We start from the raw sequence: 21,308 nt of genomic DNA on the forward strand, positions 1-21,308 counted from the left end.
GTTCGGAACCCAGATCCTAGAACTTCACTTCCGCGGACACCGTGAACGAACGTCCGCGCGGATCGGCAACGCGGGGTTCCCAGGAGCCGCCCGAACCCGAGTTGCTGTCATAGGTGATCGCGAAGGGGGGATCGGTGTCGAAGATGTTCCTGACGCCTGCCGTCAGCGACAACCGGTTGTCGATCCGCTGCGAAATCGTCGCATTGTAGATCATGTAGGGCTTAACGCGCGGATTGAAGTCCGGTCGTGCGGCGCTGGCCGGCAGCGTCTGGTTGGCGTAGCCGCTGCGGTAGATTTGCGAGAAGCTCAGCCCGAAATCGCCATTAGTGTAGGTGACAAAGGCATTATGCTTCCACTCGAGGCCGAGATCGCCCAGCAGCGTAAACTTGCCGACGAGGTTCGTGTACGGCAGGTTCGGCAACAGCTTTTCACGCTTGTCGAGCAGATAGGTGCCGTCCAGCCCAAAGCCGATCACCCCTCCCAGGGCCTCGAACCCGCCGCGCGCGACGAACTCAAGTCCTTTCGTCCGCCGCGAGCCGAAGTTGCCAGTCCGCAGATCGACCAGCGTGATGATGCCGTTGGTCCTTTGGATGCGGTCCCCGAACGATGAGATGTTCGCAAATAGCTGCGGAATGGTAATCGCGCTGATGGTGTTATCGACCCCGATGTTCCAATAATCGACCGACAGGCTGAAGCGGCGTGCCGGCTGGAATACGACGCCTACGCTATATTGCTTCGAAGTCTCCGGCCCTAGCGTCAGATTGCCGCCGCTGATGGAATCAGGAGTGATCGCCGCGCAGCCGGGCTGCGGACCCGCCGTCGTCCCTTGCGGGCAGGTTGTGGGATCGACCAGGGTATTGCCCGGGTTGACCAGCCGCACTTGGCCGTTGAAAATCTGGTTGAATGTCGGAACACGGAAACCAGTGTTGTACGAGGCGCGGAACATCAGCCAGTCGGCCGGCCGGAACTTGGCGGTTACCTTCGGATTGACGGTCGAACCGAACCCGGAATAATCGTCTACGCGCCCGGCGACGGTCACTTCGAGCGAACTCAGAATCGGGATCAGTACCTCGGCATAGGCCGCCTTCACGTCGCGGTTGACCTCCGGCAGCGCGAACGCATTGTCGAACGGCGCGTTGAAGATCGATGGCGACACGAGCGCGCCGGGCGAGCCCGCATCGAACTTGTAGCTTTCGCGCCGGTAATCGACCCCGACTGCCATTTTAACGTCACCGGCCGGCAAGCCGAACAGGCTGCCCGAAATCGAGGCGTCGAATTGCTTGACCTCGTACTGGCCACCGTAAAGCGTGACGCCGTCCGCCGACACGGATTGAAGAGCCGCGAGGGCCGCGGGCGTCTGGGCCAGGGAAAAGGGATTGAGGATGCCGCTGTTGAACAGGCCGACGATGCCGGGCGCCGTCGCGCCGGCCCCGGTCGGCGCGCGCGGATCGGCCTGGCCGATCACCGGTACGGGTTGGCCCGCCACCGTCGCGTTCGCGGTCTGCGTGGAGTTCGTATAGACACCGGTGTAGTGATAGCCTGAGCCTAGCGTACTGTCGGACTTGCTGCGCGCATAGGACGCGCCCGCTTGGTAATCCCAGCCATCGAACAGCGGGCCATCGACTCCGAGCGCCACACGAAACGTCCTGGTGTCGGTCACCAGCGAACGCTCGCCGCAGTCGAGGCAGCGGTAGCGGTATGCGATCGGTTTGCCGTAATTGCCGACCGCATCGACCGTACGATCACCGACCGCGCCAACCGCGGGAAGCACGGCGGCGATGCGATCGTACACTTGGTTGTAAGTCGGCGCGGTCAGCGCATTGAGCGGATAAGCGATAGGCAATGACGTGCCGTTGCCGGTATATTGATTGTTGGAAAATGCCTTGCGCGCCGTCGCGTCCGAACCGGTGACTTCGACAAAAACTTCGTGAGCGCCACCAAGCCGGACCGTACCGCGCGCATAATAGGTCAGCGTCTCCAGCGGCTGCTGAAGCGTCGCGGCACGCGCCGTGTCCCACGAACAGGCCAGCGCCGCCCCCGGCACCGCCCACAAAACCGAGTCATAGTTCATGCCGCCATCGACCGACGCACAGCCGGCGCCGCCCGGCAGCCGCAGCGGGTTGACGCCGCCGTTGGCAGCCTGCGTCGTACCCGGTATGAAAAACGCCGGATTGGGGGTCGTGGTGCCCGGCAGGACGGCCAGATTCGTCGCGCCGGTCGTCCCGCCCAGCAACGTGCCGGTCTGCGCGATGCCGATGCCCGCACCCGTCGGGTTCAATTGCTGCGCCGTCGCGATCGGCGTACCGCGGGTGTCGATCGACAGGCCACGATTGGGCTGATTGCCATTCACGAAGTCGCGGTCGCGGCCGAACAGTATGCCGTTCCAGCTCTTGCTGACTGCGCCCATCACGTTGAAGCCGTCCTCGGCCAGGTCGCCGTAGCCGGCGGTCGCGGACAGGCGGTAGATCGGGCTGTCGCCCTGCTCTGTAATGTCGGTAAAGCCGTTAAGCGTAAGCCCCTGAAAGTTGGTCTTGGTGATGAAGTTGATCACGCCGCCGATCGCGTCCGTGCCATAGATTGCCGAAGCACCGTCCTTGAGCACCTCGATGCGGTCGATCGCGGCGAACGGGATCTGGTTGACATCGACTGCCGAGCCGCCTTGGCCGTGTGACGAAACGCGGCGGCCGTTGAGCAGGACGAGCGTCGCCGACGAGCCCTGTCCGCGCAGGTTCGCGGCCGACAGGCCGTTCTTGCCACGCGAATCAGCGCCGACCACGTCCGAGTTCGAAGAGAGATTGTCGTTGCCGGTTCCGTTGCTCGACAGGAAGCTGATGAGCTGTTCGGGGCTGCTGATCCCCTCCCGCGTCAGCTCCTGGTTTGTGATGATCTGCAGGGGCAGCGCCGAGTTGTTCGGGTCCTGCTTGATGCGCGATCCGGTGACGAGAATCTGGGCGCCGCCATCGGCGCCCTGATCGGCATCGCTCGTCGGCGTCTCCGCGGTGGTCGGCGTCGTCGCCGGCTGCGTGGTGCCTTCGGTGGAGACCTGCGCGACCGCAGGCAGCGCGCCTGCGAGCGCGGCGAAAGCCGTTCCCGAAGCGAGAATCAGTTTGAGCGACGAAGCAGCCATTGGTTTTCCCCCTGAGCGCGCAGATTCCGGCAGCGCAGACCGGCACATTAAGTAACAAAGATGTGGCACCGCACCATAGTATCTTTTCGGAAATCCATAACCCCCGGGCATTGCGGCGCTCACTCTTCCGCGCAAGCGTTGCCCGGCGGCAACAGTCGCGCGCTTATTGACTTTGCCTCGCCCTTTCCGGACTCATCGTCGGGTCAGGAGAGACTTTTCGATGCACCGCGACAGGACCATTCCGCTTGGCTGATCCCCACGACGCGGTGCCCCCGCCCGCAATCCCGCCCGGCGCCGGGCGCATGGCGCTCTATGTCCTGCTGGGCTTCTCCGCCGGCCTTCCCTTCTACATGTTTTCCACGGTGCTCAGCGTGCGGCTTGCCGAGCACGGCGTGGTGCTCGCGGTCATCGGCTTCTTCGCCTGGGTGCAATTGCTGCCCACCTTCAAGTTCCTCTGGGCGCCATTCCTCGACAAATATGACGTGCCCGGCTTCGCGCGCTTCTGGGGCAAGCGCCGCGGCTGGATCATGCTGTCGCAGCTCGGCATATTCACTTCGATGCTGGCGATGGCGCTGACCTCGTCAGACGCCAATCTCTGGCTTACCGCATTGTTCGCGGTGCTGCTCGCCTTCTGGACCACCACGCTCGAAGTCGCCGCCGACGCTTGGCGCATTGAACTTGCACCCACGCCGCAAGAGCAAGGCCCCGTCGCCGCCTCGAACCTGTGGGGATACCGCACAGCGATGGTGGCGGCAGGAAGCGGCGCGCTGCTCTTCGCCGATCCCGCCGGCAGCATCGGCCCCGCATTGTTCGGTCTCGGCATCACGCCGGGCTGGATTTCATCGTATCTGCTGATCGCCGCCGGCGCTTTCATTCCGCTTCCCATCCTTGCGCTGCTTCCCAGGCAGCCCGGCTGCACCGGCAATCGCTGGTCTGCGCTCGCCGCCGGTCTGGGCGCGAGCGCGCTCATGCTGCTGGCAGTCCTCGCCGGCACGGCTGCGCTCGGCTGGCTCCTGCTCACTGCCGCGGCCCGCATCGGCATCACTGCCGACACCAATGTGCTGCCCTGGGTGCTCGGGATCGCAATGGCGCCCTTCGTCGTCCTGGCCTTCGCGCTCCCCTGGATTCGCGATGCGAAGCCCGACGATCCGATCCGGGCGTCCACTGCGATCGGCCCCTATGCCGATTTCTTCTGGCGCTATGGCTTCCTCGCCATCGTGTTGCTCGCCTTCGTCTCGATCTACCGGATGGGCGACGTGCTGGCGCTCAACCTCTCCAAGCCGATGATCCTCGACCTTGGCTACACCAAGAGCCAGATCGGCTGGGCGGACGGCGCGGTCGCGCTTATGGCGAGCATCATCGGCGTAGGGATAGGCGGCTTCATGGTCACCAAGTGGCGCTGGGGCGTCACGCTCACCGTGGGCGCGATCTTTGCGGCGATCGGCAATTTCGGCTTCGTCTGGCTGGCGCACATGCCGGTGAACCAGAACACGCTCTATGTCGCCACCGCCGCCGATCAGTTCGGCAATGGCATGGCCGGTGCGGTGTTCGTGGTCTACCTGTCGATGCTCTGCAATCCGCGCTTTCCCGGCGCGCAATATGCGTTCCTCTCCGGCTTCGCCTTCCTGCTCTCGCGCCTCCTGGCGGGGGCTGGAGGGTCCATCGTCAGCAAGCTGGACCAGGCCGGCTATAACGGCTTCGACATGTTCTTCTATTTCTCGGGTGCGATCAGCCTGGGAGCGCTGCTGTTCCTCCCGCTCCTGACAAACGCAAAGCCGCGCCCGGATGACCGCGAGCCTGTAGTCGCGTGATCGATCAGGCCTTCGCCCCCGCCGCTACCGCAATCGCCCAAGGCGGCATTCCCGGCGCGGTGCTTGGAGTCGTCACCGCCTCCGGCGAGCGCTGGACCACGCATGCCGGCCTCGCCCAGCGTGTCCCCCATCCCGAGCCGCTCACCGCCGATCACTGGTTCGACCTCGCCTCGGTATCCAAGGTCATCTTCACCACCACCGCGATCCTCCAGCTAGCCGAGCAAGGCAGAGTGGACCTCGACCGCCCGATCACCGATGCGATCCCGGACCTCCGCCAATATGATGTAGCCAACGCCGCCGAGCGCAAGCTCACCTTCCGCGACTGCCTGGCCCACCGTACTTTCCTCCCCGCGGTGGAGCCGATCTACACCTATGGCGACGATCCCCGGCGCCTGCGCGCCTTCGTCCTCCAGCGCGAATGGAAGCACGGTCCGCCGGTCTACTCCGACATCAACTTCATCCTGCTCGGCATCGCGATCGAGCGCATCACCGGCGCGCCGCTCGCCGCATGGCCGCTGGGCGCAGGTCTCGGCTTCGGCCCGCCCCCCGGCCCCGCCGTCGCCACCGAATTCTGCCACTGGCGCGGCCGTGTGCTCAAGGGCGAAGTGCATGACGAGAATTGCGCGGCCCTGGGCGGCCAGGCCGGTCATGCCGGGCTGTTCGGCACGGTCGCCGGTGTCCTAGATTTCGCACAGGGGCTGCTGGACGGAAGCGGAGCCTCCCCCTTTATGCTTTCAGCAATCCGCGCAATCCAGCACGAGCACCGCACCTGCGGCTGGGAGCGCAAATTCCCCGGCTGGTCGGGCGGTCAGGCCTGTTCGGACGACACGATCGGCCATACCGGCTTCACCGGCACCGGCCTCTGGGTCGATTTAGGGCGCGGGATCGCCTGGACGCTGCTAACCAACCGCGTCCACCCCACCCGCCATTTCGACAGCGGCATATCGGCGCTACGCCCCGCAACTGGTGATGCTGTGATCGCGGCCTGGGGTTCGCTCTCATGATCGGCGGAATCCAAACTCTAACTCCGCTCACCCTGAGCCTGTCGAAGGGTCGTCAGCCACAGTCGCATCGCTCTCGAATGTCCTTCGACAAGCTCAGGATGAGCGGAAAAAACATGGAGTCCCTATGATCTCGTTGCTCGCACTCACCCTCGCCCTCGCTCCGCTTGCAGACGACCCCACCCCCGCGGATCGCCTGGCGCACGATCACATGCTCACGCTCGACAGCCACCTCGATACCCCCGAGCTGTTCGAGCACCCGGGCTGGGAGTTCGATCGCTGGCACGATCGCGATTTCGACAAGAGCCAGGTCGATATCCCGCGCATGGAGCAGGGCGGGCTCGATGGCGGCTTCTTCGTGATCTATACCAGCCAGGGGGAGCTGACTCCGCAGGGATATGCCAAAGCCCGCAACGGCGCTTTGACCCGCGCGAATTGGATCCAGCGCGTCGTCGCGGCGCATCCCGACAAGCTCGCGATGGCGACCACCGTTGCCGACGCCGCACGCATCGCGAAAACGGGCAAACGCATCGTCTATCAGAGCATCGAGAACAGCTATCCGCTCGGCGAGGATATCAGCCTGCTCGCTTATTTTCACGGCCTTGGCGTTCGCATGGTCGGCCCCGTGCATTTCCGGAACAACCAGTTCGCCGACAGCTCCACCGATAAGGTCAAGGCTTTTGGCGGCTTCTCGCCCCTCGGCAGGCAATGGCTGGCCGAGATGAACCGCCTCGGCATGGTCGTGGATCTCAGCCATGCGTCCGACGACACTTTCGATCAGGCGCTGGCGCTCTCCAAAACTCCGATCATCCTCTCGCACTCGGGTCCCAAGGCGATCTTCGACCACCCGCGCAATGTGGACGACGATCGCATGCGCAAGCTGGCCAGGGCCGGCGGTGTCATGCAGATCAACAGCGTCTATCTGGTCGCCGGTGACAGCAACAAGGCGCGCGACGCCGTGCAGGACCGCCAGAACGACTGGTGGGCGCTGTCCGAAGCCGAGCAACGCAAGCTGATCGCCGACAAGGCGGTGGCTGACGCCACCGATCCCTATGCCGGCGCGGACTTCGAGCTCTTCATGAAGAGCCTCCTCCACGCCATCGCGGTGATGGGCGTGGACCATGTCGGCATCGGCGCGGATTGGGACGGCGGCGGCGGGGTGCGCGGGATGGAGGATGTTACCGCGCTGCCCAGGATCACCGCCCGGCTGCGCAAGGAAGGCTTCAGGGATTCGGATATCGAGAAGATCTGGAGCGGCAACGTCCTGCGCGTGCTGAAGGCCGCCGAGGATTGGGCAGCGAAGAACGGCGGGAAGTAACCCGCGTTCTCCCTCTCCCATCCGGAAAGGGTTGCGCAGACTTGGGTCTGCTCCTTCAGCAGACCCTGGTCGTAGCTGGGTGAGGGGTGTCGCCCCCTCAATAAGCGAACCCCTCACCCAATCTCCGCTAGGCGCTAAAGTGCCAAGCCGCGCTATCCCTCTGGGGCAGGTTTGCCCCTTGCAATGTAGGATTTCGCCTGCTTGGCTGAGCCGGTCGACACTGCCGTCCGCTCTTTGAATTGTCGTTTCCGAAGCCCATGGCCAGTGCGAACATTCAGAACATTCGCGCCGGGCAAAACAAGCGCGATAGTGTGACCCTAGTGTGACCTTTCGCGCGTCAATTCGCCGCCGCGATCACGATCAGCGCGGCATCCATGAATTTGGTCGCCGATCCGCTCGCGGGCATGTCATTGGCATAGAATGCAAAGACCAGCGTCTTCCCGCTCGCGGCAATCATATACCCCGCCAGCGCATTGGTCGCGTTAAGCGTGCCGGTCTTGGCGAAGACCTTGCCCTCCAGCGGCGTGCCCTTGAAGCGGTTGCGCAGCGTGCCGTCCACCCCGCCGATCGGCAGCGTCTCGCGCCACTGTGCACCCCAGGACTGGCCTGAGATCCAGCGCAGCATCTGCACCACGCCGCGCGGGCTCACGCGATTGTAGCTCGACATGCCCGATCCGTCGGACAAGTCCCATGCGGTGCGCGCCACGCCCGCCTTGGCGAGCATCGCCTCCACTTCGGTCATGCCGTCGGCGATCGATCCGCTGCCCTTTAGCAGTGATACGCGGCGGAGTGTCAGTTCCGCGTGGAGGTTCTGGCTGATCTTGTTGATCACCTTCAAATCCTCGGCCAGCGGCGCCGGCGTGAGCCTGGCGAGGACCGGCACGTCGCTCGAACCCGCGAACGGGCCCTCGCGCCGTGCGGGATCGTCGCCGGGCATCAGCGTTCGGTGAAAGGTGCGCACCTGCCCCTTCACCTTGACGCCGCGCTCCTCGAGCAGTGTCTTGAACCGCCAGGCCGCAAAGTGCGCAGGATCGTCGATCCCCATGCGGGAAATGTCCGGCTTGGCCTCCTTGCCGATCGTCCCGGTGACTCGGACGACGCGCTCGAACGGCAGCCGGTCATAGCCGATCCTGGTTTCCGCGCCCTCGACCGTCAACGTCAGATTGTCGACCGTGTAGTAAGTCGAGCCCAGCGTGACCTTGCCCGCCTTGCCCGGTTCTCCGGGGGCCACGACCAACTCGACCTCATTGTCGTCGGCCGTAAGCGCAGACACGCCGGTGCCCGAGCGGGTCGGGATGTTGTTCCAGCTCATGCCCGGGCTCCAGCGCTCGTCGGGCATGCGCGTGTCATCGCCGATCACATCCCTCACCCGCTTGGTCTTCGCGGCCACGGCATCCGCCAGCGCGGCCAGGCAATCGACCTTGCAGTCGCCAGCGGACGACATCCGGGCATCGCCATTGCCGATCAGCACCACGTCGCGGCCGTCGATACGCACTGCGTTGCCGCCCGCCTCGTCCGGCGCGTTGACGTCGGGCATCGTCGCGAAGGCGACCGCTGTTGAGAACATCTTGGTGTTGGAGGCCGGGATATAGCGCCCGTAGGGATCGATCGCGACGATCTCCGTCCCGTCCTCGCTCGCGACCATCAGTCCGAAGCGCGTGCCCGGCGCGGCCTCGGCCAGCTTGGCGCGAACCTGCGCGCGAAGGTCCTGCGCGGCGGCCGGCGTTGCGGCGGCCAGCGCCAGCACGAGGAGGAATGCATGTCTCATCCAAACGAGCCTAGCCGTAACGAACCCGGCGGCAAGCGCGCGATGCGCCACGCGGCCACAACCGCCGCCTATCCATTAGCGTTGCGGACCGATCAGCCAGGGCTTCACTCGGGCGCTCGGCTTGGCAACGCCGTCCAGCCGCACCGCGCGGATCAGCTTGACGGGCTTCAGGATCATCTGGCCCTTCATCGCGTCGCGCCCGCCCCCGGTGGGCAGCGCGAGGATCCGGCGAACCACGTCCATCCCGGCGATCACGCGCCCGAATGCCGCGAAGCCACGATTGCCCGGCCGCGCATCGAGCCCCGGATTGGGGCCCACCATGATCGAGAAATTGGCGTTGGCCGCATTCTCGTTGGGGCCATGCGCCATCGATACGGTCCCGTCGAGGTGCTTGATCCCCGTCTGGCTGGTCGGCTCCAGCACTAGGGGCGGCAGCATCCGCCGCGCATCGGTGCCTATCCCGCCCTGGATAAAGCCGAAGCGCGGATCGGCCTTGCGCCGGGTCGCGCGGTAGAATTCGGTTCCGTCGAGCCGCCCGTCATCGACATAGGCCAGGAAATTGGCGGCCGTCTTGGGCGCCCGCTTGGCATCGAGCGCGAGCACGATGTTGCCGGCTGAGGTTTCCAGCCGAACACGGATGATACCGGAGCTTTGTGGCGCGCTATTTGCCAGCGTGAACAGCGCGAGAATCAGGACAAGGAAACGCATGGGTCGCGTTTAGTCGTCGTCGGCTGAACAATATATGGCTTCGTCCAATTCGCCTTCCCACCGAGCGACGGTGGTAGCGACAGTCAGATTGGCGCTGGCGCTCGGCACCGTGCGCGTCATGTCGAGCAGCCGGTCGAACGGGAGCACGAAGCCTACGACCAGCGCAGTCTGCTCGGGCGCGACGCCGACCGCGGACAGCACAGCGGCAAGCATGAACAGCGAGGCGGAGGGGACGGGCGCGGTCCCGAACGCCGCCAGCGCGCCGGTCAGCAGCACGATCCCGTAAACCTGGGGAGACAGCGGGACGCCGAACGCCTGCAGCGCGAACATGCTGAGCAGCCCGACATACATCGCCGTGCCGTCCTTGCCGATGCTCGCCCCCAGCGGCAGCACCGTTGAAAATACCGGCCGGCCGATCCCGAGATTCTTCTCGGCCACACGCATCGCCACCGGCAGCGTCGCCGAGCTGGATGCAGTGGAAAACGCGACCGCCAGCGCGTCCACGATGCCGCGGAAGAAAGGCAGGATAGGCAACTTGGCGAACAATCGCAGGATCAGGCTGTGGACCAGCACGATCTGGATCAAAGAGCCCAGCACCACGGCCAGGGCCAGCCAGCCGACATTGACGAACACCGCCGCGCCGTTCGCCGCCACCGCGTTGGCGATCAGCGCGAACACGCCGAACGGCGTCGCCTCCATGACGATGCCAACCACCTTGAGCAGCACCGCGGACAGCGACTGCAGCCCCGCCGCGAACGGCTTGCCCGCCTCCCCCGCCACCACCGTGCCGACGCCAACCAGGATCGCGACAAAGATCAAAGCAAGCATGTCGCCCTTGGCAAGCGCATCGACGATATTGAGTGGGATGATGCCGATCAGCTGCTGGTACGGTGTCACCGCCTCGCCCAGCGCATGCGGCGCGGCGGTGCCCAGCGGCGCGCCCACCCCCGGCTGGACCAGAGTCGCCACCAGCATCCCGATCGAGACCGCGATCGCGGTCGTAAAGGCGAACAGCCCGATCGTCCGGCCGCCCAGGCTCCCCAGCCGCTTGGGATCGGCCAGCGCGGTAATCCCGGACGCGATCGTCACCAGCACGATCGGCGCCACGAGCATCCGTATTGCCCGCACGAACAGGTCGCCCATGAACATCACCGAAGGCGTGGCGGAGGGCCAGACCAAGGCGAAGATCAATCCCAGCGCCAGCGCGGCCAGCACGCGTTTCCACAGCGCGATCGCGAACCACGCTCTCAGCATGACGCTCTCCCCTCCCTCCTTGCAGGGAGGGGTCGGGGGTGGGTGCGCGCGTCTGCGCGCTCCAAAGACTCTATACCCCCGCGGCGTAAGCACCGGTCGAGGCATCGAGCCTCGCCCGCCGCTAACCCACCCCTGGCCACTCCCTTAAAAGGGAGGGGAAGCACATGCAGCACACTCAGCATCAGCGGCAACTCCCCGTCGGCTTGTGCGGCAGCGCGCGGCCCGCCGCCTTGCCGGTCATCTCGCCGTTGCTCACTGCGACCACGCCGTTGACAACGACGGTCCGCACGCCGGAGGCCGGCAGCTTGGCCTGCTCATACGTCGCCTGGGCGGCATATGTCTTGGGATCGAACACCACTACATCGGCGAAGGCGCCTTCCGTCAGTCGCCCGCGTCCCTTCAGCCCGAAGGTGTCGGCAGTAAGCGTCGAGCTGCGATAGATGAATTGGCGCAAGCTAAGCACATGCTCCGCTTTCACATACTTCGCGTATTTCCGCGCAAAGCTGCCATAGACGCGCGGGTGGCCGCCCGACGCATCCGAGCCGGTCATCACCCAGGGCCGCGCCATGAACGCCTTGATATCCGCCTCGCTCTGGTTGAACGAAACGACCCCCGGATCGGCAACCTTGATCACTTCCATCGCGGCGGTGACGGCGTCCACGCCCCGATCCTTCGCCACGGCGGCGAGCGTGCGGTTGGCGTACAGCCCCTCGACGATCAACAGCTTCTCCGCACCACCGCGCTTGCGCAGATTCTCGATAATTCCGGCGCGCAGATCTTCGGCCCGGGCATAGGGGCCCAGCCGCTGAAGCAGCTTCTCGCGCCCGCCATCCTGCGCCCATAACGGGATCAGCGCGGCCACCAGGCTCGTGCCCGATGCAGACCAGGGATATTGGTCGGCCGTCACTTTCTGGCCCGTGCGCCGCGCCGCCTCTACCTTCGCGATGATCGCGCCCGCCTGACCGTGCACATCGACGCCCAGCGCCTTGATATGGCTGATATGCGCCGGAAGCTGGCCCTCGCGCCCTATCCGGATCGCCTCGTCGATCGCAGCGGCCAGCCCGACCGTGTATGAGCTTTCGTCGCGAATATGGCTGTCATAGGTGCCACCACGTTTCCCCGCCTCGCGCGCCAGCTCGATCACTTCCTCCGTTTTCGCGAAGCTTTGCGGCGCATAGAAGAGCCCCGTCGAGAGCCCCAGCGCGCCATGACACATGGCGTTCGCGACCAGACCCTTCATCTGGGCCATTTCCGTCACGGTGGGCGCGCGGTCAGCCTCGCCGATCACTTTCTCGCGGATCGCGCCGAAGCCTACATATGCCGCATAGTTGATGCCCACCGATTGGCCGCTGCCCAGCACCCTGGCCATGTCCGGACTCCCACCGCCGTCATTGCCGATGAACGCGGTCGTCACGCCTTGCATCAGAAATGCGGGCACCAGCCTTTCGCCCCGGTCCTTGGACGCAAGATCGGAGCCCATATGCGTGTGCGGATCGATGAAGCCGGGCGCGACGATCATGCCTTTTGCCTCGATCACGCGCGTGGCGCGAACGTTGACGCGGCGGCCGACCGAGACGATCCGGTCGCCCCGTATCGCAACGTCGCCGACGAAGGGCGCCATCGTCCCCGTGTAGACCGTCCCTCCCCGGATCAGCAGATCGACGCTTGGCAACGGGGCATTTGCGGCGCCCAGCGACAATGCGGCGGTTCCCAGAAGCAGCGCAACCTTCATGGCCTTCCCCAAAAGCCGCGCGCGGGCGGCAGGAGCATCCCGCCTTCGTCCCGCACGCCGCCCGCGCGATCCTCCGCGAGCCAGATGGGGCCGTCAAGGTCCACGAAGTCCGACATGCGCGCGACATGCAGCGCAGCCGCGATCGAGAGTGAGGAGCTGACCATGCAGCCGGTCATCAGCCCCAGCCCCCGCGCACGGGTGGCGTGGGCCAGTTCCAGCCCGGCGGTAAGCCCGCCCGCCTTGTCGAGCTTCACGTTGACCACCTGATAGCGACTGGCGATGACGTCGAGGTCGGCCGCGACATGCACTGCTTCATCCGCACAGATCGGCACGGCGGGGGTGAATCCTTCCAGCCAATCGTCCTCGGTGGCGGAAACCGGCTGCTCGAGCAGATCGGTCCGCAGTTCGACGAGCAGCGGCTCGATCTCCCTGAGCAGCGCCTCGTCCCAGCTCTCGTTGGGATCGACGATCAGCCGGCAATCAGGCGCTGCGGCACGCACGGCGCGAAGCTGCGCCTCGGGATCCTGGGCATCGACCTTCACCTTGAGCAGCGGCGACGTGGAAACCGCGCGCGCGGCATGGGCCATCGCGTCGGGCGTATCGATAACCACGGTCAGCGCGCTCGCCAGCCGCAGGGGCTCCGGCGCGCCGATCAATTCCGCTACGGAACGGCTGGACTGCCGCGCCTCCAGGTCCCAAAGCGCGCAATCCACTGCGTTGCGGGCGGCGCCCGGGGGCAGCAGCGATTGCAGCGCCGCGCGATCCGCTCCGGCTTCGATGTCGGCGCGGATGCGTTCGATCGCCGTCAGCGCGCTTTCGACGCTTTCGCCATATCGCGGATAAGGCACGCCTTCGCCCCGCCCGGTCAGGCCGCCGGCCTCCAGCGTCACCGTCACCGCGTCCGCCTGGGTCTTCACACCACGCGAAATGCGGAAAGGGTGCGTCAGTAAGAAGCGGTCGTGCTGCGCGCGGAGGCTTCGAGACATAGCAACTCGTCGATGATCGCGTCGACGCCGAACGCGATCGGGTCAGTGCAAGGAAGGCCCAAGGCAGCCTCGGTGATGCGGCACAGGTCAAGCGCCTGCTCGGACGCGAGGCCGGAGGTATTGAGGCAAATGCCCACCGCCCGGACGGCGGGGCTGGTCAGTCGGGCGACCTGCAGATTGGCCTCCAGGCATTCCTTCAGGCCGGGCAGCTTGCGCCCGGGAATCCCGCGCATATGCTCGCGGCTGGGATCGTGGCACATCACTATGGCTTCGGGCTGCGCACCGTGAAGCAGCCCCGTCGAGACGCCCGCGAAGCTGGGGTGAAACAGCGATCCCTGGCCCTCGATCAGATCCCAGCCATCGTCCTCGCGGGCGGGGGCGAACTGCTCGATCCCACCCGAGATGAAGTCCGCGACTACCGCATCAATCGGCACGCCAGCGCCGGCGATAAGGATACCGGTCTGCCCGGTCGCCCGAAAATCGGCGGTGATGCCGCGCGCCCTGAGCCCCTCGGCAAGAGCGATCGTCGCATACATCTTGCCGACCGAGCAATCCGTGCCGACGGTAAGCAGCCGATGCCCGGCGCGTGCATAACCGTTGCCGACCTTCAGGTCCGCCGGCGGATCGCGCACGTCGAACAGCCGCAGCCCCTTGCTTTCGGCGAGCGCCACCAGGCGCGGCACATCGCGAAGCCGCTGGTGCAGCCCGGACGCGACGTTCATCCCCGCTTCCAGGCCTTCGATCGCGTCCGCGATCAGGTCGGCACCCATGCTGCCGCCGGAATTGGCGATGCCGAGCACGAGCGTCCGGGCGCCGGCTGCGGCCCCCTCGGCCATGGTCAGGCGCGGCAGATTCAGCGTCAGCGGGCAGTCATCGTAGCGGAACTCACCGACGCAATCGTGCTGGCGGAAGGTAGCCAGCCCGCGCGAGGTCTTGATGCCGATGAAATCGGTGCTGTGGCCGAGATAGAGGAGGTAAGGTGCAGGGATCATATCGCGCGACCGTATCGCCCGCGCACCGGGCGCGGGCATATTGTGTGCGCGCCCGCCCATAGCCTGTTGTTATGCCGCGGCGATCACGCGCTCGAACATCTTGAGGAAATCGGTAGCGAGCGCGGTGGGGGGACGATTGAGCAGAAACATCGCGTGCACGTCGAACGACACCGGGTTGGCCAGCGGGCGGAAGGAAAGGCCAGGCGAGAGCGACGCCTTCGCCGTGAAACTGTCCACCACGGTCATCCCCACACCCTGCTGCACCAGCGCGGAAGCGATGTAGAAAGTGCGCGCCGAGACGATCTCGTCCAGCTCCACGTCGATCCGCTGCAGCTCCTTGGTGAAGAGCTGCCCGATCGGCCCGCTCTGCGCCACGCTGATGAAGCGCTGGCCGCGCAGCGTTTCCAGCCCGATCCGTTCGGGTGCGTCGGGCAAGTCCTCCTCGCGGTACAACACCACCAATTCGCCCGACCCTACTCGTTTGTGCCCAAGCGGCGCGGCGGGCGGCACTTCATAGGCAATGGCGATTTCGGTCTCGCGCTCGTAAAGCTTGCGCAGCAGATCGTCGTGATGAACCGTCTGGAGGTCGAACTTCACGCCGTCATGAGTCTTCAGGAACCAGGACACGGCGGTCGGCAGCGCACTCAGCGCCAGGCTGGGCAGCGCGGAGATTCGCAGCATGCCCCCCGCCCCGCGCCGCAGGTTCCGCCCCGCTTCACGCAGGGCATATACCCGGTCCTGGATCTCGGAGACTTCGCTGAACAGCGTATGCGCGTCCTCGGTTGGCACCAGGCGTCCCGCGGTGCGCTGGAAGAGCTGGAAGCCCAGAAGCGATTCCGCATGCCGCAGCATTTTCGAGACCGAGGGCTGCGACACGTTCAGCGCACGCGCCGCCCCGCTGACCGACCCGTTGACGTAGACCGCGTGGAAGATCTCGATATGCCTTAAGTTCATAGGTGGGCAGCCTATCGCAGTTTGCGCAAAGGGAAAGCCCGCGTCATGCTGTGGCATGTTGCTCGCTACAATGCTCCTCGCGGTCGCCCCGCAAACCGCCGCCGCGCCGCCCGTCGCCCAGGTCCGCGTCGCATTCGATGTCAAGGGAGAAACCTCGATCCGCGCGAAGGGCCTCGCCGATATCGCGGCCAATCGCCCAATCGGCGTCGACGATCCCGTTCGCGTCGCATCGATTTCCAAGCTCGTCGTCGCGATCGGTGTGCTCCGGCTGGTCGAGCTGGGAAAGCTCGATCTCGACACCGACGTTTCCAGCTATCTCGGCTGGAAGCTGCGCAATCCCGCCTTTCCTGGCACGCCGATCACGCTCCGCTTGCTGCTCTCGCACCAGTCGAGCCTCACCGACAATATCGATTATGTCCTGCCGCTCGATGCGGACATGCGCGCAATCCTCGAAAAGCCCGGGGCATGGGATGCGACGCATGCGCCCGGCACCTGGTTTCACTACACCAACTTCAACACGCCGGTGGTGGCATCGGTAATGGAGCGAGTCACCGGCGAGCGCTTCGACAGATTGATGGACCGCCTGGTCCTGAGGCCGCTCAAGCTCGACGCCTGCTATAATTGGGCGAGCTGTTCCGATGCGACAAAGAAGCGTGCCGTCGTGATCTATCGCGCGCGCCAGCCGACCAAGGATGATCACAAGGGCGCGCTTCCCCCCTGCCCCGTCACTCCGGCAGCCGACGGCGGCTGCGACTTGTCGATCTGGCGCGCCGGCCGGAACGGCGCGACCTTTTCGCCGCAGGGCGGTCTGCGCATCTCCGCGCGCGGACTTGGCCGGATTGGTCGGATGCTGCTCAACTGGGGGACGCTGGACGGAACGCGAATTCTCAGCCGTCGCTCGATCACGGTGCTCGAGACGCCCTTATGGGCCTACAATGGGAAAAACGGCGACATCGATAACGGCTTCCATTGCAGCTATGGCCTCGCCGTCGCGTTCCTGGCCAATTCTGCTCCCGGCTGCCGCGACGACCCCTTTGGCGACGGCATGCGCCGGTTCGGCCATGCAGGGGAGGCATATGGCCTTAAATCGGGGCTGTGGATCGATCGCAAGAATGGCAGCGGCGTCGCCTATTTCTCGACCGACGTGCCCGCCACGCCTGGAACCCGCTCCGCCTTCAGCCTGACCGAAGAGGCGCAGGCGCGCCCGTTCGACTGAGCATCTGGATTTCTGGTGGCCCGGAGAGGATTCGAACCTCCGACCTCTCGATTAGGAATCGCTTGCTCTATCCTGCTGAGCTACCGGGCCGCCGCGCCGCTGGTAATCGGCGGGGGTCCCACGGTCAATTGCAGGTCTCGGGCGGCACGATCGGGAGGGGCAGCGGTGCAACGGGCACGCCTTCCTCCGCCAGCGCCCTTGCTTCGTCGGCAGTCGCTTGGCCATGAATCTGCGCAGCCGGCGCTTCGCCCAGATGCATCGAGCGCGCCTTGTCGGCAAAGGCAGTGCCCACCCAGGTCGAGTTTTCGAGTGCCTTGGATTGCGCCGCCGCCAGCGCCGCCATCGCCGCCTTCATCGCCGCGGGAGGGACGCCTGGTCCCTGATTGCCCTTTGCGCCGATATTGGGCGCCATCATCGCCTTCTCGACTTCGCCATCGCCGCAGATCGGGCATGCGACCAGGCCGCCGTCGCGCTGCTCGTTAAATGCGCTGCTCGAGCCGAACCATGCTTCGAACACATGGCCGCTTCCGCATTTTAGATCGAAAACGATCACAGCGCCTCCACCGTCGGAATCGGGCGGCGATGCTGGATCACGGGCACCCGGCTGCGCGCATGCTCGACCCGCGCGGGATCGATGTCAGCAAAGCCCAGCCCCGCCGCCTCGCCCATGTCGAGCAACAGCTCCCCCCAGGGATCGGTCACAAGCGAATGGCCATAGGTCGCGCGGCCATCCTCATGCACGCCGGTCTGCGCCGCCGCGATCACGAACGCCGCCGCCTCGATCGCCCGGGCGCGCATCAGCACGTGCCAATGCGCCGCGCCGGTGGGCCGGGTGAAGGCGGCGGGGACCGCGAGCAATGTGGCGCCCGCGTCGCTGAGCGCGCGGAACAGGTCGGGGAAGCGCAGGTCGTAGCAGATCGCCAGGCCCAGCACTCCCAGCGGAGTCTTTACCGTCACCGCGCGCTCGCCCGGTGCATAGCTGTTCGATTCACGCCAGCTTTCGCCGGTCGGCAGATCGACATCGAACAGGTGCATTTTGTCGTAGCTCGCCCGGATCGCTCCGTTATCGTCGATCACGAACCCGCGATTGGCCAGCTTTCCGTCGTCGCGCAGGATCGCAAGGCTGCCCAGATGCACCCAGATGCCATGTTTGACGGCCGCTTCGCGCACGGCGGCGAGCACGCGATCGTCTTCCTCGCGCGCCAGCGATCCTGCCGCCCGGTCGCGATCGCGATCGAGCAGCCCGGACATTTCGGGTGTAAACAGCATCGTCGCACCCCCCGATGCCGCCCCCTCCACGCCACTGGTCAAAATGCGGGCATTGGCGGCAGGGTCGATGCCGCTCGTCATCTGAAGCAGCGCGGCTCGCGTCATGTGGCGAGCAGGGAATCCAGCTCACCCTGGCGTTCGAGCGCCGCGAGATCGTCGGATCCGCCAATATGGTCCCCGCCGATGAATATCTGGGGCACGGTGGTGCGACCCCCGGCGCGCTGGATCATCTCCTGGCGCTTCGGTCCGCCCATCGTGATGTCGAATTCCTCATAGTGGGCGTGCTTGCTGTCCAGCAGCGCCTTCGCGCGCGAGCAATAGGGGCAGAAAGCCTTGGTGTAGATTTCGATATTCGCCATGTGATCCTCGAATTGTGGCGTGGCCGCGGGCTTGTCAATCCAGCGCCTCGGTTCCCAGAACGCGCGCCCAGCACAGAAGGATCACTTTCGCCGCCCCGCCCCGCTTCAAGGCGCGCGTGCAGGCCGCCGCAGTCGCGCCGCTGGTATGCACGTCATCGATCAAGACCACCGTCTTTCCCCTCAGCAACTCGCTCGCCCCCGGCGCCAGCGCGAAAGCGCCCGACACTGCCTTCGCCCTCCCTTTGGGCCCCAGCCCCCGCAACACCGGCGTCGCCTTCACTCGGCGCAACACTTCCATATCGGCGGGAACGCCACTGGCCTTTGAAAGCGCCGCGGCGATCAGAGCCGCCTGGTTGAACCCGCGCGACCAGATCCGCCAGCGGTGCAGCGGCACCGGCACCAGCAGGTCCGCCGTATCGGGCATCAGCCGCATCATTGCCCGCGCCATCGTCTCGCCGCACGCCAGCCGGCCCGGATATTTGAGCTTGAGCGCCACGGCTCTGGCTATATCGCCATAAGCTACCGCCGCGCGCACTCCCGAATGCGGCGGGGGATCGGCCAGGCATTCGGCGCAGGCCGCATCCTCGCCCCGGTCATAATCGAAGGGCAAATGACAAAGCGCGCACCAGGGCGGCCCCAGGAAGCGCAGGCTGCCCCAGCAACGCACGCAAAAGCGGTGGTCTTCCTGCGTGATTTCGCCACATCCCGGGCAGCGCGGGGGCAGCGCGAGATCGGCAAGCCGGGCGAGCGGAGTCAGCAGCACGCGCTCTTGTCCCCCGCCGCGGCGCGCTGCACAAGCGCCGCGAAATGGGCGAGTCCGAAATCTTTGACCGCGCGCTGCGCAGGAAACGGCGTGACCGTGCCGCAAGCCGATATGAGGGCTTCGTGCGCGAGCACATGATCGAAGCGCTGCACGAGCGGCTTCAGGGCGTCACGCGCCAGTTTCGCGACGTGCTCGATCTGGGCAGCTTCGGGGGCGGTTTCGATCTGCCCGGCGCGACGATCACGCGGCTGGACGCAGGCCAGGCCTTCGCCGCCGCTGCGGGCGGGATTCAGGGAGAGGAAGACATGCCGCGCTTCCCCGATGCCAGCTTCGACCTGGTGGTTTCGGCGGGCGTGCTCGATTCGGTCAACGACGTCCCCGGCGCATTGGCGCTTGCGCGGCGCGCGCTCCGCCCCGACGGACTGTTCCTGGGCGCCTTCCTCGGCGCAGGGACGCTGGCAACGCTCCGAGCCTGCTTCTCCGCCGCAGAAAGTGAGCGCCCCGCAGCGCGCTTCCACCCCCAGATCGATGTGCGCGCGGCCGGCGATCTGCTGACGCGCGCCGGCTTCGCGCTGCCGGTGTCCGATGTAGAGACGCTGCATGTGCGTTACGCGAGCATCTTCAGCCTGTTCCGTGACCTGCGCGGGATGGCCGCGACCAATTTGCTCCCCGACCCTCAGCCGCTAGGGCGCGCCACGCTCGCCAGCGCCGCGCGGGAATTCGCCGATCGTGCTGATCCCGATAGCCGCACTCCCGAGCGGTTCGAGATCATCTACCTCACCGGCTGGGCGCCCGATGCGTCGCAGCCCAAGCCGGCCAGGCGTGGCAGCGCCACGGCCTCGCTGGCCGATGCGCTCAGAGCAAAGCGTCAAGGATCGGAATAAAGGGCAAGTCGGCGGGCGGCATCTCCAGCAAGCGGAGTTCGGCCGGCTTCGCCCAGCGCAAAGCCGTCGCGTGGCGCGGTTCAGGAATGCCGCTCCATTCGCGGAGCGTATAGAGCAGGAGCACCAGATGCCGCCCGTCCAGCGCTTCGCTCGCGAAGGTAAGTGGCACGAGCCGGGAAGTATCGAGGCCGATTCCAAGTTCCTCGGCCAATTCGCGCGCCAAAGCTGCTTCTGGAAATTCGCCGGGCTCGACCTTGCCCCCGGGGAATTCCCACAGCCCCGCCATAGGCTTACCCAGAGGGCGCTGCTGGACCAGCACGCGGCCGTCGCGGTGGATCAGCGCTGCGGCGACAACCAGCAACAAGGCGGACACGTCCTTCAACACCTGATTAAGCCTCTCCGTTTAAACATGGGTTAGCGAAGGGAGATTCCGGCGATGCGAGCCGCGGCGCAACTGTTGGGCAAATTGATCGGGGACCGCAAGGCGGCCACCGCAGTCGAATACGGCCTGATCCTCGCCTTGGTCGTGCTCGCCATCATCACCGGTGTGTCTGCGCTGGCCAGCACCACGAGCGGCATGTGGAACAACGTCAGCAACAAGGTCCAAAGCGCCAGCAATACGTAACGCTTTCGTAACGTCGCGCTTTAGCCGTTTATTTACTTCCGGGGTCTAACTTCAACAGTGCCGCTCCGGATTATCCGACGCGGTCGGGTGAATAAAGCAATACGACAAACGTTGGAGACCGGTAATGCAGAAGATTCGCAACTTCATCAAGAATTCCAAGGGCGCCACCGCAATCGAGTACGGCCTGATCGCCGCGCTCATCGCCGTCGCCGCCATCGCAGCGATGCAGGGTCTGGGCAATCAGCTCAACAAGACCTTCGGCAACGTCTCGTCGAACATGAAGGCTTCGTAAGCTTTCGAATAGTCGACCGATCAAGGGCGGCGGGACCTGCGTTTCGCCGCCCTTTTTCGTAGAGGGATCCACAACATGCTTATGAAGATCTTAATGCTGCTGCGTGACACGCGCGCCGCCACCGCAATCGAATACGGGCTGATCGCCGCGCTGATTGCCGTCGCGGCGATTGCCGCGATGCAGGGCCTGGGCAACAATCTCAAAAAGACGTTCGGCAACGTCTCGAGCAACATGAAGGCTAGCTGACGG

The 21,308-nt window shown here is 65.5% G+C and carries 21 protein-coding genes and 1 tRNA gene; 8 read left to right on the forward strand and 14 right to left on the reverse strand.

The features are described from left to right. Window positions 1-16: 16 nt before the first annotated feature. On the reverse strand, window positions 17-3,127 hold the full coding sequence (locus VF617_RS13200) for a TonB-dependent receptor domain-containing protein (protein WP_331015352.1): 3,111 nt from the start codon (window positions 3,125-3,127) through the stop codon (window positions 17-19). A gap of 245 nt (window positions 3,128-3,372) precedes the next feature. On the opposite strand from VF617_RS13200, the gene VF617_RS13205 reads away from it, so the two are divergent. The 3 genes from VF617_RS13205 (at window position 3,373) to VF617_RS13215 (ending at window position 7,257) form a co-directional block, all read left to right on the forward strand. After that, window positions 3,373-4,938 (forward strand): permease, encoded by a 1,566-nt coding sequence (locus tag VF617_RS13205; protein ID WP_331015353.1) that lies wholly within the window; start codon window positions 3,373-3,375, stop codon window positions 4,936-4,938. Then, window positions 4,935-5,942, forward strand: coding sequence for a serine hydrolase domain-containing protein (locus tag VF617_RS13210; RefSeq protein WP_331015354.1), 1,008 nt, complete (start codon window positions 4,935-4,937; stop codon window positions 5,940-5,942). The genes VF617_RS13205 and VF617_RS13210 overlap by 4 nt, the downstream gene beginning before the upstream one ends. 124 nt (window positions 5,943-6,066) lie before the next feature. Beyond that, entirely contained in the window at window positions 6,067-7,257 is a 1,191-nt protein-coding gene (locus VF617_RS13215) for a dipeptidase (protein WP_331015355.1), read from the forward strand. Window positions 7,258-7,594: 337 nt separating this feature from the next. On the opposite strand, the gene dacB is transcribed toward VF617_RS13215, so the two are convergent. From dacB to VF617_RS13250, 7 genes are all read right to left on the reverse strand, one after another. Continuing rightward, window positions 7,595-9,025, reverse strand: coding sequence for a D-alanyl-D-alanine carboxypeptidase/D-alanyl-D-alanine endopeptidase (dacB, locus tag VF617_RS13220; RefSeq protein WP_331015356.1), 1,431 nt, complete (start codon window positions 9,023-9,025; stop codon window positions 7,595-7,597). A 75-nt stretch (window positions 9,026-9,100) separates the two neighbouring features. Further along, on the reverse strand, window positions 9,101-9,733 hold the full coding sequence (locus VF617_RS13225) for a peptidylprolyl isomerase (protein ID WP_331015357.1): 633 nt from the start codon (window positions 9,731-9,733) through the stop codon (window positions 9,101-9,103). 9 nt (window positions 9,734-9,742) lie between these two features. After that, window positions 9,743-10,987, reverse strand: a complete 1,245-nt coding sequence (locus tag VF617_RS13230) for a dicarboxylate/amino acid:cation symporter (RefSeq protein ID WP_331015358.1) — start codon at window positions 10,985-10,987, stop codon at window positions 9,743-9,745. A 181-nt stretch (window positions 10,988-11,168) separates the two neighbouring features. Next, complete coding sequence (locus VF617_RS13235) at window positions 11,169-12,719, reverse strand: N-acyl-D-amino-acid deacylase family protein (protein ID WP_331015359.1); 1,551 nt, start codon at window positions 12,717-12,719, stop codon at window positions 11,169-11,171. Further along, a complete protein-coding gene (dgcA, locus tag VF617_RS13240; protein ID WP_331015360.1) occupies window positions 12,716-13,705 on the reverse strand; it encodes an N-acetyl-D-Glu racemase DgcA in 990 nt (329 codons plus the stop codon). The genes VF617_RS13235 and dgcA overlap by 4 nt, the downstream gene beginning before the upstream one ends. After that, window positions 13,663-14,697 (reverse strand): N-acetyltransferase DgcN, encoded by a 1,035-nt coding sequence (gene dgcN, locus VF617_RS13245; RefSeq protein ID WP_331015361.1) that lies wholly within the window; start codon window positions 14,695-14,697, stop codon window positions 13,663-13,665. Before dgcN ends, dgcA begins: the two co-directional genes overlap by 43 nt. A 69-nt stretch (window positions 14,698-14,766) precedes the next feature. Next, window positions 14,767-15,651, reverse strand: a complete 885-nt coding sequence (locus VF617_RS13250) for a LysR family transcriptional regulator (protein ID WP_331015362.1) — start codon at window positions 15,649-15,651, stop codon at window positions 14,767-14,769. A gap of 55 nt (window positions 15,652-15,706) precedes the next feature. Here VF617_RS13250 and VF617_RS13255 point away from each other — a divergent pair, with 55 nt between their 5' ends. Then, window positions 15,707-16,867 (forward strand): serine hydrolase domain-containing protein, encoded by a 1,161-nt coding sequence (locus VF617_RS13255; RefSeq protein WP_331015363.1) that lies wholly within the window; start codon window positions 15,707-15,709, stop codon window positions 16,865-16,867. A gap of 13 nt (window positions 16,868-16,880) precedes the next feature. On the opposite strand, the gene VF617_RS13260 is transcribed toward VF617_RS13255, so the two are convergent. From VF617_RS13260 to VF617_RS13280, 5 genes are all read right to left on the reverse strand, one after another. Beyond that, a tRNA-Arg gene (locus VF617_RS13260) sits at window positions 16,881-16,957 on the reverse strand. A 34-nt stretch (window positions 16,958-16,991) separates the two neighbouring features. Next, window positions 16,992-17,420 carry a DUF1178 family protein gene (locus tag VF617_RS13265; protein ID WP_331015364.1) on the reverse strand — a complete coding sequence of 143 codons (429 nt, stop codon included), beginning with the start codon at window positions 17,418-17,420 and terminating at the stop codon, window positions 16,992-16,994. Next, entirely contained in the window at window positions 17,417-18,241 is an 825-nt protein-coding gene (locus VF617_RS13270; protein WP_331015365.1) for a carbon-nitrogen hydrolase family protein, read from the reverse strand. Before VF617_RS13270 ends, VF617_RS13265 begins: the two co-directional genes overlap by 4 nt. Then, window positions 18,238-18,495: a glutaredoxin 3 gene (gene grxC, locus VF617_RS13275; protein WP_331015366.1), complete on the reverse strand. Its 258-nt coding sequence runs from the start codon at window positions 18,493-18,495 to the stop codon at window positions 18,238-18,240. The genes VF617_RS13270 and grxC overlap by 4 nt, the downstream gene beginning before the upstream one ends. A 34-nt stretch (window positions 18,496-18,529) precedes the next feature. Then, window positions 18,530-19,258, reverse strand: coding sequence for a ComF family protein (locus tag VF617_RS13280; protein ID WP_331015367.1), 729 nt, complete (start codon window positions 19,256-19,258; stop codon window positions 18,530-18,532). A gap of 44 nt (window positions 19,259-19,302) precedes the next feature. Between VF617_RS13280 and VF617_RS13285 the strand changes: the two genes are divergently transcribed. Continuing rightward, complete coding sequence (locus VF617_RS13285) at window positions 19,303-20,142, forward strand: methyltransferase domain-containing protein (protein WP_331015368.1); 840 nt, start codon at window positions 19,303-19,305, stop codon at window positions 20,140-20,142. On the opposite strand, the gene VF617_RS13290 is transcribed toward VF617_RS13285, so the two are convergent. After that, window positions 20,114-20,527 carry a (deoxy)nucleoside triphosphate pyrophosphohydrolase gene (locus VF617_RS13290; protein WP_414714058.1) on the reverse strand — a complete coding sequence of 138 codons (414 nt, stop codon included), beginning with the start codon at window positions 20,525-20,527 and terminating at the stop codon, window positions 20,114-20,116. The two genes, VF617_RS13285 and VF617_RS13290, sit on opposite strands and share 29 nt — an antisense overlap. A 51-nt stretch (window positions 20,528-20,578) precedes the next feature. Between VF617_RS13290 and VF617_RS13295 the strand changes: the two genes are divergently transcribed. The 3 genes from VF617_RS13295 to VF617_RS13305 all read left to right on the forward strand — a co-directional run bounded on the left by VF617_RS13295 (window position 20,579) and on the right by VF617_RS13305 (window position 21,305). Continuing rightward, window positions 20,579-20,767: a Flp family type IVb pilin gene (locus VF617_RS13295; RefSeq protein ID WP_331015369.1), complete on the forward strand. Its 189-nt coding sequence runs from the start codon at window positions 20,579-20,581 to the stop codon at window positions 20,765-20,767. A 124-nt stretch (window positions 20,768-20,891) separates the two neighbouring features. Then, a complete protein-coding gene (locus tag VF617_RS13300; RefSeq protein WP_331015370.1) occupies window positions 20,892-21,059 on the forward strand; it encodes a Flp family type IVb pilin in 168 nt (55 codons plus the stop codon). Window positions 21,060-21,140: 81 nt separating this feature from the next. Beyond that, complete coding sequence (locus VF617_RS13305; protein WP_331015543.1) at window positions 21,141-21,305, forward strand: Flp family type IVb pilin; 165 nt, start codon at window positions 21,141-21,143, stop codon at window positions 21,303-21,305. Window positions 21,306-21,308 lie beyond the last annotated feature (3 nt).

The sequence above is a fragment of the Sphingomonas sp. genome, assembly GCF_036388215.1.
In the GTDB taxonomy this organism is placed as follows: Bacteria; Pseudomonadota; Alphaproteobacteria; order Sphingomonadales; family Sphingomonadaceae; genus Sphingomonas.